The sequence below is a fragment of the Holtiella tumoricola genome (genome assembly GCF_027857615.1).
Taxonomy (GTDB): domain Bacteria; phylum Bacillota; class Clostridia; order Lachnospirales; family Cellulosilyticaceae; genus Holtiella; species Holtiella tumoricola.
On the sequence record NZ_JAQIFT010000068.1, the window covers coordinates 241,670 to 254,740 of the forward strand.

The window sequence follows — 13,071 nt, forward strand, 5'->3', positions numbered from 1 at the left end:
TGCCCAGAATAAAATATAAGGCTCAATCTTAGGTTAGCTTCGTATGCTCTTAGCTCTATTTACTTATTTTAACTAATTACTAAACTCGATTTGATATAGCATAGACACACAGCTTATATAATGAGGTGGCAAATCAAAGTCTGCTACATAATCATTAGCTGTAGCATCATATTTTCTTAATTGAAGCTTGTAGCTTCCTACTGCTCCATATAATACATCGCCAACTTGCACTTCCTTACTTGTATTTCCATAATATAGTTTATAGTCTGCAGCAAGATGCAAGGTCATTAATTTCAAATTAACTGGTGCCTTAACCTTTAATGTATCAGTAACAGTTGGTTTAGCTGTTGGTGCTACATATGCAAATTCTCCATAGTTACCAAAAACTATAGTGAATGCAATATCATCACCGTTACCAGGTTTCATACCTTGGCAATCTCCCTCAGAATGTTTATATTTTTCTACAAAGACTTTTATTTCAGCTTGAACTTCTATTTCTTGTTCTAAATTCCAAGGACACTGTACAGTTTCAGTAGCAAGGTCTACATCACCCTCTGTAGGTATATAGGGTTTTCTTTTTTCTACAAGATAATCTTGATAAGCAAACTCATTAGCTAGTAACTTTTTATTTTGAGCTAATGTACCACTGCCTCCTGTATATCGCCACTCTATTGTTGTAAGGTTAGCTATAACAACGCCTTTCCCATAAACATACTCAATCATTACTGGTTGATTCTTCTCATCTGTTAAAATAACTTTTGCACCAGCTGGAAGATGTGTAAAATAGCCATGGGATGAATAACCCCAGTCATCTAGATCGTTATAAGATGCTGTATCAACAATCACGCCACAATTTCCACTAGTACATGGAACAGTAGCTGCAACAATAGGATGTGTTGGGTCTACAATCTTGTTATCCTCAGAATATCCTTCTACATGCTGAATACCACCTATAAAGGTATAGGTGTCCCATGTACCATTATTTCCTTGACCAGATGCATGATCTGCTAAATTGGCAGATAAAACCCCACCATGTTTTACAAAATCATCAAGTTTTGAATGAACAGTCCCTGATGGGAATAACGTATCATAAAATCCTTGATTCTGAGCTGAAGAAATAACAATTTCATCATATTGTGATAAATCTGCAGTAGCAAGATCACTTGATGTGATTATACAATATTTTTTACCTTGAGCTGATAACTCTGTTGCATTTGCACCTAGCGGATCTTGACCTGTACCTGCATACCATGGTACATTGTCTTGAATCAATAAAACATTCTCACTCCCCGTACATGGAGTAGCTTGCATGACCATCATCGGCATACTCTCTGTGCCATCATACTTTGAAGTTAGCATATAAAAATACCTCCCTTAACTTTAATGACAAACTCTATGTAGATAAGTAAGTTATTATGCCGTGATTTTATGCAATTAGTTACTTGTCTACACTTACAATATATGTCCTCCCTTTTTATCTGTTACTTCATTTAGCAACATCTTACGATTATTTTTCTTAGGATTTTTTTATATTTAATAAAAATAGGGAGTAAACTTGACTTTTCTTCTCAATATGACTAACCTATAATTAAGGAATTACGGTTTACTAAAGGAGGTTTATCCAACATGAAAGAAATTGAAACCTGTACTTGCTCTATTATACATGATGACATCGTTCAAAAAGTTATACCTTCCATCTTAAATGATGATAAAGCCTCTGATTTAGCAAGTTTTTTTAAAGTTTTTTCAGATCCTACACGCATTAAGATTTTAAGTGCACTTTTTATCTCTGAAATGTGCGTATGTGATTTAGCTGCCTCACTGAATATGACCCACTCAGCTATTTCACATCAATTACGTACCTTTAAAGCTGCTAAGTTAGTTAAATCACGTAAAGAAGGCAAAGTTGTCTATTACTCATTAGCAGATACTCATATTCAACAAATCTTCCACCAAGGCTATGAACATATATGTGAAGACTAAAATAAAAGCTTGCTTAATCCCTATGGTTTAAGCAAGCTTTTTCATTTCTTTTGCAATATATAAAATATATAACTTAGCTGTATCAATTTTGTTAAGATTATAAAGACTTCTGCTTCCTACTGCATCTTCTAATTCATTAAAAATAAATTTTCCCTCTTCATCCACAATAAAATCTATTCCCACATAATCACATTGTAAATCCATTAATATATGATTTACTAACCCTTTTTGCTCTTCATTTAAAGTATAACTTTCAATTTGCCCACCTAAGCAATAGTTTGCTCTAAAATCAACATTTGAATAACGTCTTATAGCACCTATGATTTGGTTGCCAATAACAAAAACTCGAACGTCTTCACCTACATGCTTACACATTTCTTGTAAGAGCCATTCTTCTTTAGGGTACGTTTCCAACAACTTTTTTAATTCATCTTCACCCTCTACTTTAAAAACTTCCTCTCCTCCATGTCCATCTGGACTTTTAAGTACAAAAGGATACACAAACGGTATATTGGAAATGCTCATAAACTTAGGATAAAAGAACATGGTTTTTAAAGCTGGAAGCCCGAGTCCACTTACAAATTGATGGGTACGTCCTTTATGATTGGCAATATAGGTCACTTCACTTGAGTTAAATACTCTGATTCCCATCTGCTCAAACTGTTTGCCTAAGATACTTTCTCTCGTACGATTGATTACAAAATCTATATTATGCACCTTTTGCATATTGGCATTTATCCATAATCCATCTTGATTTACACCTATTTGAATATCTTCATAACAAATACACTCTATTTCTAAACCTTCCTGTTTTCCATAATTCATTAACATATTGGCATAATTTGTGTTCTTGAGATAATCTTCTCTTTTATAAATCAATAATCCCTTCATCCTTTGTTACTTCCTTCCCGATATAAGCCATAATCTTTTCTGCTATGTTAATACCTGTTAAATCTAAAATATTTTTAATGTGGGCATTAGAGTTCACCTCACATAAAACAGGTTCATCTCCTTCTCCAAACATCAAATCTACACCTGCAAAATCCAGACCTAACTTATCGCAAACTTGAACTGCCATCTCTTTAAAAGCTTCATTTGGCTCATAGTGATGCATTGTGCCTCCATTTGTAATATTCGCTCTAAAGTCACCTTGGTTGCAACGTAACATACTTGCAACAACTTCTCCGCCTACAACATGAATGCGCACATCACGTCCTATACTTGTACGTACAAAAGATTGATACAGATGTGGTATATCGCCAATTTCGCCTCTTATCTCTCTTAATTCTTTTCGGTTATGTACTAAATGAACTTGCATCCCAAAAGATCCATAGCATTCCTTAACTACCATTGGATATCCTAGTCTCTCTTCTAAATGGACCATATAACTATCTTTTTTCGTTTCATCATACATCCCACGAAAAACCAGCGGCGCCAATATGGTTTGTGGACATTTAATGCCACTATAAGCTAAATTTTCTATTGTCATCCCTTTATGATCACATATTTCAATAGCTCTTGCTGAATTAAACACTCTTAATCCAAGTCTTTCTAGTTGCCTTGCAAGCATTACATCTTTATCTAAAAATAGGACAAATTGTTTATCCTTTATTTCCTCATTGATAAAAGGTGTATGGTCTCCTTCAAAGCCATAACAAAGCTGGTCAGTATACCATACCTCTAACTCTATCCCTTGTGTTTTTGCAGCCTCTTCATAAAGCCCAGTTATCTCTTCAAATTTTGCGGTACGCATATATCCATTTACTACAATTGCACCTTTTATCATGTCAAATCACTCCTTCATAGTGCCTATTGTACACAAAAAGAGGCCGTTCTTGCAACAGCCTCTTCTTCTATTTCTTTTCTTCAACTTCTTGAATTTCTTTATCTACCTCATCTTCTTCTATGAAGTCTGCTAATGGAATATTGAGTTCCACGTACTCTGGATCTTGAATAAATATATCCTCTTCTAGTTCTTCGTTATCTTCATTGTCTTCAACATTATCTTCTAGTTCATCTTCGTCATCTTGTTCTTCATAATCCTCTTCATACATAAATTCGTCCTCATCATCAGGTAGTATAGGTGGGAACGTATGTGATTGCTGTTCTGAAAGAATAAAAATAATAATAATGCAAATTGCCAGCAAAACAATAAGAACTATAGGACTCATAACAGCCCCCCTCGAAGAAGCTTACTTATTATCAAGATATGATAATTTCATTCTAAACATACCTATTGACAAGCCCATAATTTAAACAAGGCGATTACGCATCTCTCCTCTTGTAAACCCTTCTATATTGCCTACTACTTCACGCACTAATGTTTGCCTAGCCTCTACACTTGCCCATGCAATATGAGGTGTTACAAACCATTTAGATTCATCAATCTCATATAATGGATGTGTTGCATGAATAGGTTCCTCAGCTAATACATCAAGGGCCACACCACGAATCCTATCCTCTTTTAAGGCTTTTGCTAAATCTACTTCATCAATAATCTTACCGCGCCCTACATTAATCAAAATAGATGATGCTTTCATCTTACATAACGCTTCATACCCTATTAGATTTTCTGTCTTATTATTTAAAGGTGCATGAATAGAAATAACATCACTGCTAGTCAGTAAAGTCTCTAAATCTACACATTCATAACCTGTATTTTGATTATGTCCTGATGTTGAATAATAGATTACTTTTGTACCAAATGCTTCTGCAAGGCGAGCCACCTCTTTTCCAATAGCCCCCATGCCAATAATTCCCCATGTTTTATCTGTAAGCTCATAAAATGGCTTAGCGATATACGCAAATGTATCACTCTGCGTATACGCTTTCGACTTTACATAGGAATCATAAAAACTTAATTGTTCCAATAAGTGGAATAACATGGCGAAAGTATGTTGAGCTACACTCTTACTTGAATAACCTGCAACATTAGCTACTCCAATTTCTCTTTTCTTGGCATATTCTAAATCAATATTATTAAACCCTGTAGCAAATAATGCAATAAGTTTAAGGTTCTTTGCACCTTCTAAATTAGATTGATTTAAAACCACTTTATTTACAATAACTACATCTACATCTTCTATACGATCATAGACCTCTTCTGGTGCTGTAAGGTCATAAATAGCCACTTCTCCTAACGCTTCAATTGGACTTAAATCAATATCAGCCCCTAACGTCTTAGCATCTAAAATAGCAATTTTCATTTTGTATCCTCCCTTTATTTTCATATCATTATTAAATACTGTTGGATGGTCTAAAGAATAAATATTTGGTTAGGTGTAAGGGCATGTAGGTAAGCTTATTGTATTCCAACTTCTAGCCCTCGCCTTTTAAAACAGGCTAAGTTCATTCCATCAAACTAACGGTCAAAACTCAGAAAAGAAGTTCACTTTTCTTCAAACATTTCCCAAAAACCAGTTTGATTCCATTCACTAAGCCTCTCTAAAAAGTCTGCGGTGAAAGTTTCCATACAATAGCTCACCTTACAGCCCATCACATCATAGCCCTTCCGGTAGAGAGACAGTTAAACTACATGATCCATTTTCTAAACATCTTTCGGTGAAAGTGCCTAATCATTTTCGAATTCAGATCAAAAGCACTATCAATTCTACAAAGCGTATCTTACTTAATTCAGTAGCAAAAGATATTAAGACCTGCAAGGCTTCGTTGTAGCTTTGCTAATGCTCACCTTTTAAGATAGGCTGAGATCAGGAACAAACTACGAAGGAGTCTTATCACACGCTTGAAGGTTTTGTCTTCCAAAGAAGAAACATTTACTTCTATCTCTTCACCACGGTATACTACTGGAAGTGAAAACTTACCTAACTGAGTAGAAAAGGGCGGTGATGCGTGGGTGACCTCACTGGAGCTTTTTTCGAGGATGGACTTAGAATGTGTTAACGAATATGAAGGAAGGGTTTTGTGCGAGTGTTTGAGCGCTAACGAGTTTTCGCACGTTCTGACTGAATAGGAGTTTACACATTCTTAGTCCATTTGAGCAAAAGCGAAAGGGAGAGCACGCACGTAGTGCCAACCGGACGACTTCACATACTAAAAGTTTTCACTCCATAAAATATTTATTTGTTGCCTTAAGCATATCATATTTCCCATCAAATATCTTTAATGTATTTAACCCAATCAATAATTAAAGGGGCTGTTACCTACAACAGCCCCTTACGTTCTATTTATTTGATGCTTAGCATCTTCAAAATCTATTTATGTTGAGAAATCACTTCTATTTCTGATAATACCCAGTCAAAGTCTCCTTTAGTAACAATACTATCACAGTATTCACAACGTCCTGCTTGATTAATGGATAAATTAGCACCACAATTTGGGCAAGCTGTTGCTTCTACATGGGCATCATTTGTAGGTACACCTTGTTTTCTTACAAGCTTCCATATGTACTGCATATGAACAGGGTGGAAACGATCTCCTTTTACAAGTTGACCTTTATCATCTTCTACGACATAATCTACAAAACGTGCTTTAATAGCTACATCTAGATATTCAAAGTCTCCTCTTGTATAGTACTTTAAAATATCGGTATTTAAAATCGCAATATCCTCGATACGATTGGTACGTTTATTAGCTATATATTGATCAAGTTGCATTTTATGAGTAGCAAAAAGTGCGTCTGTTTCAAATGGTCTTGCTTCTTCCCATTTTTTATTCATCCATGCTAACTGTAAACGCATAAACATATTGTTCACTTTGCTCACTAGCATCTGTTCTGAGAAGTTCGGATCTATCTCAAATAAATGGTTAAGACTACCTTTTTGTGCTTGTGGCATGGCATCATAACTTCTATAATCTGGACGTGGTGCTTGTTGATACTCTCCACCTCTTGTACCACGATTAGAACGTACAACAAAGAATATTACAATGACTATAGGAATGAGTAACCATGGTTCACGTGCGATCCATCTAAATAATAGCATCATCGTATAAGGATCTACACTATAACTATAAGAACTACTTCCACCACTGCTACTTCCGCCGCCACCTGAACTATAATCTACATTATTTCCTACATCTGCCAAAATAGGTTGCGTAACTAATAATACACATCCTATAAGCATACCTATTTTCATGACATTCCTCAACGTTTGTTCATGCCTGAGGATCCATTCCTTCATGCTAAGTCCCCCAATAAATTATAATTTTGTACCACACTCATTACAGAATTTAGCGCCATCCTCAGCTAATGTCCCACATTCAGGGCAGAATCTTTTCTTTGGAGTAGCTACTTCTACTTTTGTGCCACATTCTGTACAAAACTTAGCCTGCTCACCAAGTATCTGACCGCAGTTAGTACAACGTCTACCCCCATCTATATTTTGTGGTTGTGTTGGCTGTTGTTGGCTAGTAGGTGCTGTTGCCCCACTTGATGCTTGTTGATTAAGGGTATTCATATTTTGCATGTTTTGGTTAAAAGCTTGCCCCATTTGCATACCCATAGTCAGCCCCATACCACTTTGCATCATACCATTAAGGCCTTTATTCTCTGTAGACTTCTCCATAATATCCATTTGTCTAATAGATTGAATGCGTGCAAGACGATCTGTATCTACACTTCCACGAATATTCATATCTGTAAGTTCTTGAAGTGACTTTTGAAGTTCTTCTGGGAGTGAAATATTATTAACTGTAAATGTATTAAGTTGTAGACCAAACATTTTAAACGCTTCACCTACATCTTGAATCATTTGTTTGCTAATTTCATTATATTGAGAAGCAATCTGTGCTACTGTAACATTTAGACTGCCAATTGCATCGCTAAAATGATTAATAATATAATCTTTTAACTGGGCATTAATAGACTCTTTTGTATACTTGTTATTTGTACTTGAAACCATTTCAATAAATTGCTTAGGATCACAAATACTAAAAGTATAAGTACCAAATGCACGTACTTGTACTTGACCAAACTGAGGATCTGGAATCCAAATTGGTCCTGGTGTTCCCCACTTATTATTCATCATTTCTTTTGTACTTACAAAGAATATATCTGACTTAAATGGAGATTTGAAGCCGTAAGCCCATCCTTTTAAGTCTCCTAAAAACGGTAAGTTATCTGTTTCTAACTTGTATGTTCCTGGCCCAAATATATCTGCTATTTGTCCTTTATCTACAAATACAGCCATTTGCCCTGGTCTAACGATAAGCTGTGCACCATATTGAATTTCTTGGTCTTCCATTGGGTACATATAAACTAATGTATCATGGCTATTGTCAAGCCACTGAATAATGTCCAAAAGTTGTTTTTTAAAAAAGCCCATCTTTTTCACTCCCTCGCTTCATAATAATTCTATCCTACCATAAGCAGATTAATTTTTCTATGTTCTATTTTTTATCTAATAAATAAAGTTCAGATAGAGTAAAACTCTACCTGAACTCCATATTTTATTTACATACACCTTTTATTAAATTGCCCAATTACCATCTTTAAGAATAGTTAATGCTTCACCATCTTCTGTTACACCTTCTATCGTTAGGTTTTTACCCCCTACCATAAAGTCTACATGTGTTAATGATGTGTTGGCACCTGCTGCTTCTAATTCCTCTTTTGTCATCTTAGTGCCTCCTTCAATGGTATCTGGATAAGCACTTCCAATAGCAAAGTGACAAGATGCATTTTCATCAAATAAGGTATTGAAGAAAATAGTATTTGTATTAGAAACTGGTGAATTATCTGGTACAATCGCTACTTCTCCTAAATAATGAGAACCTTCATCTGTTTCCACGAGCCCTTTAAGTGTTTCATAACCTTCTTCAGCACTGAAATCAACAATACGTCCTTTTTCAAAATGAAGTACAAAACGATCAATTAAATTTCCACCATAACTTAAAGGTTTTGTAGAAGATAGTTTACCATCTACACCATATTTAGAAGGCATTGTAAAGATTTCTTCTGTTGGCATATTGGCAACATAGTAAGTACCTGCTTTATTATAACTTCCACCACCTTGCCATATATGACCTTTTGGTAATTCTACATAAAGATCTGTACCAGGTGCAATATAGTGAAGCTTAGTAAATTTCTTAGCTGTTAAGAAATCTGTTTTTTCTTTAAGATTTTCTGTATGTGCTTTCCAGCTTGCTACTGGATCTTCCTCATAAATACGTGTAGCAATAAAAATTTTGTCCCATAATTTATCTACTGCATCCTTATCATCTGTTGCCTCTGGGAATACTTTATGTGCCCATTCTACCGTTGGAATAGATGCAACACACCATGCTACATCACCATTTTGTGTATATCTTCTAAAAGCTTCAAGTGCCATCCCCGCTGTTTTTTGCATGGTTGCAATACGCTTTGGATCTACATCTTTAAGCAAATCTGGATTAGAAGCAGAAATACTAATAAATGCACAATTCTTCTCAGCTAACTTCTTCTTTCCTTCTGCTACCCATTCTGGATACTCTAAGAAAGCTTCATCTGGTGCATGCATATACTGAACTTTATTCAGTTCTTCATCTACATAATCTACATATACTTTTTTTGCTCCTACTTCATAAGCACATTTTGTAAGTGCTCTTGCAAAATAAGCTGTTTGGATTGGAGCGGTAATCATTAAGTATTGGTCTTTTTGGATATTTACACCTACCTCAACGATTAGTCTTGCGTATTGTTCAATATTATTTTCTTTTGTTCTCATATAAAACTTCCTTTCTTCTTAAGAAATGAATTGATTAATAGATGCCTTATAAGTATACCCAATCGCATCCATTCTACCTAAAAGTTCTTCCATATCCATATCATAGGTTTGACAAAGGTCCTCTAACGAACCACATTCATCACGTAATTTCATATTCACAATACTAAGCATCATATAAGGGTCTTTTCTGTTTAAACTTTCCATCATTATTTCCTTTCTTCTGTCAATTTAGGACATTTTCTAATAATTAAAGTCATTATATCCCCTCCTTTTTAGAGTGTCAACCAAACATGTCCTTTATAGCATGTCTTGTATTGTATCTTCGTAATTATCTGATATAATACTATTTATCACTATAGACAGTTGGCAGAGTAGATGTAAGTGCGTTAAGTGCTAGTTGGACGGGAAGTTGCCACTAGACGAAAAGCCTATGCTTGCGGTACTTACGTCGCATTCCGCTGCCAAGTCAGCGCTTTCTAAATTTATTGGAGGTGCTTTAAAAATGAATAATAATAAAACGACTAAAATGGTGCTTCTTGCACTACTTATTGCACTCAATATCGTCTTAGTTCGATTTGGTGCAATCTATCTTGGTCCATCACTTCGTGTAACCTTTGGTTTTATTCCAATTGTTATGATGGGAATTTTATTTGGACCAATTTCTGCTGCCGTAGGAGCAGGTATTGCCGACTTTATCGGTGTGATCCTTTTCCCAACAGGCGGTGCATTTTTCCCTGGATTTACCCTTAGTGCTATGGTAACAGGATTTATCTATGGGAAGATACTTTATGGTCATAAGCTGTCTATCAAAAGAATTGTTATAAGCAATCTGCTTGTTATTATGATTGTTCAGCTTCTAATGAACTCCTTATGGCTTACAATGCTTTATGATAAAGCATTTTTTGTACTTATTAGCACAAAAATCATCAAATCACTTGCTATGTTACCTATAGAAAGTTTTATGATTTTCCTTACTTATAAGTACATTTCGCCAGTGTTCGTTAAATACGCTGAACATTAACACATATATATTATCTTGATATCATAAACATATGCTTAGTCAATTGTTTATAGTGAATGAAAGGGGACTGTTCAAACAAACAGCCCCCTTTTTTATAGTTTTAATCCATTAAAATTTAAGTGAAATAGATTTAAGTGTTTTAGATTTTGTATAATGCATAAGCGGTAATTTAATTGTAAACTTAGCCCCTTTATTTTCTTCACTTTCTACTTCAATCTTGCCACCATGTTCTGTTACAAGCTTCTTCACCATTGTAAGACCTATACCACTACCTTCATATTTTTCACGACTTTTATCACCTCGATACATCCGTTCAAATATATAAGGAATATCTTCTTTTGCAACGCCGATCCCTGTATCTTCTATGGTCATACAGACCATCTTATCTTCTATTCTAGTAGCTACTGCAATACTTCCAGACTCTGTAAATTTAAAAGCATTTGAAAAGAGATTCATTAATATTTGTTTAATAGCATTGTAATCTGCCAAGACAGTTACACCATCTGTATCTTTTAAGTTAATACTAAAATGAATTTGTTTTTCTTTCGCTACAATTTTAAATACATTATAAACTTCTTTAATACAACTATTAATATAAAGTTCTTGCTTATGGAGTTCTGTTGTACAGTCTTCTACATTTTTAAGTTTATCTAAATTATTAAGCATACTTCCAAAACGTACGACCTCTTGATAAAGTACTTGCATTTGATCCTCATCTATAGGATAAATACCATCAATCATAGCTTCTAAATTACTTTGCAAAATATGAAGGGGTGTACGAATCTCATGAGATAAATCTGAGACAAGTTTTTTTCTTAATGTATCTTGCTCATCTAACTTTTGTGCTAAATAGTTCATACTATGACGCAAATTCTCAAGTTCTTTAATCTCACTTTTTTTGGTATATCTGGTTTGATATTTACCTTCCGCTAAGTCTACTGAGGTTCTTGCAATAGCATAAATAGGTTTGGTAAATAAGCGGGTAATATATGCCCCAATGGATGCAAAACAAAATAGTGCAATTAAGCCGCTCCAAATAATACTTCTACTAATACATCTTTGAAAAACTAAATCTGATGTAGATAAAATACTTGATGGAAAATATCCGATCCTAGCATATCCTACTAGCCCATGCCCATCCGCTTCAATAGGAATATCTTGAACTGTATAAACCTTTTCTTTGTTTGGAAGTAACTTAGATAAATAAAAAGGATATTCCATCCCTTCTACTTCTTCTTCAAGTTGTTCTTTGGTCTTTCCCCATATAAGATTTTTATTTGTATCTAAAAGTGCTAATGAAAATTTCCCACTATGGGTTGTAATAAGGAATTCCTCTTGAAACGTATTACTCCAACTACCTTCTTGCTCATAGGTATCCTCTAATTGTTGTACAATAATAGTAGTAGTTCTTTCAATATTATCCTTAATATAGGCTTTAAATTCTTTATCAATAGTAATATTAACAAAACAAGCTGTTAGTAAAATTGTAAAAGTCCCTACACTTAGTAACAGTGCAAAGAGCTGTTTACGCATAGAAATCATACAAGCATCCCTTCAAACTTATAACCAATTCCTGTTACAGTCTTGATATATTTTGGATTTTTAGTATCTTCTTCTATTTTCTTACGTAAGTTTTTAATATGCACATCAATCGTACGGTCAAAACCATCAAAATCTATTCCCATAACTGCCTCAATTAATTGTTCACGTGTAAAGACACGGCTAGGAGATGATGCAAGTTCATAAAGTAAGTCAAACTCATTTGGTGTAAGACCTACAATTTCATTATTTACTTTTACCATACGTTCTTGTAGATAAATTTTAAGATGCCCTTTATCAAATACTAAGGTATCTTTATTTTCTTCTCTTTCTTTACGTACTTCTAATGCTTTCACACGTGCAACTAATTCTCTTGGGCTTACCGGCTTCACTAAGTATTCATCTGCTCCTATTTGGAATCCTTCAACTTTGTTATCTAAAGTACCTTTAGCTGTAATCATAAAGATGTAAGCATTAGATACACCACGCATTTCTTTACAGATATCTTCTCCTTGAATATCTGGAAGCATTAAATCTAATAATACAACATCTATCTTTTCTTTATAAAATAGATCTAAGCCATCTTTTCCTGTATAGGCACAAAACACCCTATAATTCTCTTTTTCTAGATATTTTGTCATAATATCTGCTACGCGTACTTCATCCTCGATAATTAAAATATTCATAGCTTGTAACCTCCACGTCTGTTTCCTTATTTTTCTTGAATTATAACCAATCTATGTGAAGAAAGATTGAAAAGCTTAATTACAATTATATTACATTATTTTTATATCTTTTATAAACAATTGCCAAATTGAATAATATCATTTAAAATAGTCTTAAAGAGTTTATTTCTTCGTGGAT

Annotated in this window: 13 protein-coding genes and 1 riboswitch; of the genes, 2 read left to right on the top strand and 11 right to left on the bottom strand. The window is 34.4% G+C overall.

The window, feature by feature from the left end; all coding sequences use genetic code 11:
* Window positions 1–72: 72 nt before the first annotated feature.
* On the bottom strand, window positions 73–1,359 hold the full coding sequence (locus tag PBV87_RS20490) for a hypothetical protein (protein ID WP_271013542.1): 1,287 nt from the start codon (window positions 1,357–1,359) through the stop codon (window positions 73–75).
* A 267-nt stretch (window positions 1,360–1,626) separates the two neighbouring features.
* On the opposite strand from PBV87_RS20490, the gene PBV87_RS20495 reads away from it, so the two are divergent.
* Window positions 1,627–1,983, top strand: a complete 357-nt coding sequence (locus PBV87_RS20495) for an ArsR/SmtB family transcription factor (protein WP_271013543.1) — start codon at window positions 1,627–1,629, stop codon at window positions 1,981–1,983.
* 27 nt (window positions 1,984–2,010) lie between these two features.
* Here PBV87_RS20495 and PBV87_RS20500 read toward each other — a convergent pair whose 3' ends face one another.
* The 8 genes from PBV87_RS20500 to PBV87_RS20535 all read right to left on the bottom strand — a co-directional run bounded on the left by PBV87_RS20500 (window position 2,011) and on the right by PBV87_RS20535 (window position 9,851).
* Window positions 2,011–2,808: an ATP-grasp domain-containing protein gene (locus PBV87_RS20500; protein ID WP_271013544.1), complete on the bottom strand. Its 798-nt coding sequence runs from the start codon at window positions 2,806–2,808 to the stop codon at window positions 2,011–2,013.
* Window positions 2,809–2,851: 43 nt separating this feature from the next.
* On the bottom strand, window positions 2,852–3,769 hold the full coding sequence (locus PBV87_RS20505) for an ATP-grasp domain-containing protein (RefSeq protein ID WP_271013545.1): 918 nt from the start codon (window positions 3,767–3,769) through the stop codon (window positions 2,852–2,854).
* 67 nt (window positions 3,770–3,836) lie between these two features.
* Window positions 3,837–4,154 carry a hypothetical protein gene (locus PBV87_RS20510; protein ID WP_271013546.1) on the bottom strand — a complete coding sequence of 106 codons (318 nt, stop codon included), beginning with the start codon at window positions 4,152–4,154 and terminating at the stop codon, window positions 3,837–3,839.
* Window positions 4,155–4,235: 81 nt separating this feature from the next.
* Window positions 4,236–5,189 carry a D-2-hydroxyacid dehydrogenase gene (locus tag PBV87_RS20515; protein ID WP_271013547.1) on the bottom strand — a complete coding sequence of 318 codons (954 nt, stop codon included), beginning with the start codon at window positions 5,187–5,189 and terminating at the stop codon, window positions 4,236–4,238.
* 1,008 nt (window positions 5,190–6,197) lie between these two features.
* Complete coding sequence (locus tag PBV87_RS20520) at window positions 6,198–7,124, bottom strand: Tim44 domain-containing protein (RefSeq protein ID WP_271013548.1); 927 nt, start codon at window positions 7,122–7,124, stop codon at window positions 6,198–6,200.
* 18 nt (window positions 7,125–7,142) lie between these two features.
* Window positions 7,143–8,267 (bottom strand): SPFH domain-containing protein, encoded by a 1,125-nt coding sequence (locus tag PBV87_RS20525; protein ID WP_053985506.1) that lies wholly within the window; start codon window positions 8,265–8,267, stop codon window positions 7,143–7,145.
* A 144-nt stretch (window positions 8,268–8,411) separates the two neighbouring features.
* Window positions 8,412–9,647: an aminopeptidase gene (locus PBV87_RS20530; protein WP_271013549.1), complete on the bottom strand. Its 1,236-nt coding sequence runs from the start codon at window positions 9,645–9,647 to the stop codon at window positions 8,412–8,414.
* Between the two features lie 18 nt (window positions 9,648–9,665).
* Window positions 9,666–9,851 (bottom strand): DUF4250 domain-containing protein, encoded by a 186-nt coding sequence (locus PBV87_RS20535; RefSeq protein ID WP_053985508.1) that lies wholly within the window; start codon window positions 9,849–9,851, stop codon window positions 9,666–9,668.
* A 161-nt stretch (window positions 9,852–10,012) separates the two neighbouring features.
* A riboswitch (THF riboswitch) is annotated at window positions 10,013–10,110 on the top strand.
* Window positions 10,111–10,149: 39 nt separating this feature from the next.
* Between PBV87_RS20535 and PBV87_RS20540 the strand changes: the two genes are divergently transcribed.
* A complete protein-coding gene (locus PBV87_RS20540; RefSeq protein ID WP_053985509.1) occupies window positions 10,150–10,668 on the top strand; it encodes a folate family ECF transporter S component in 519 nt (172 codons plus the stop codon).
* Between the two features lie 108 nt (window positions 10,669–10,776).
* Here the strand turns inward: PBV87_RS20540 and PBV87_RS20545 are convergent, their stop codons facing one another.
* Entirely contained in the window at window positions 10,777–12,210 is a 1,434-nt protein-coding gene (locus PBV87_RS20545) for a sensor histidine kinase (RefSeq protein WP_271013550.1), read from the bottom strand.
* Window positions 12,207–12,893 (bottom strand): response regulator transcription factor, encoded by a 687-nt coding sequence (locus tag PBV87_RS20550; protein ID WP_053985511.1) that lies wholly within the window; start codon window positions 12,891–12,893, stop codon window positions 12,207–12,209. Before PBV87_RS20550 ends, PBV87_RS20545 begins: the two co-directional genes overlap by 4 nt.
* Between the last annotated feature and the right edge of the window lie 178 nt (window positions 12,894–13,071).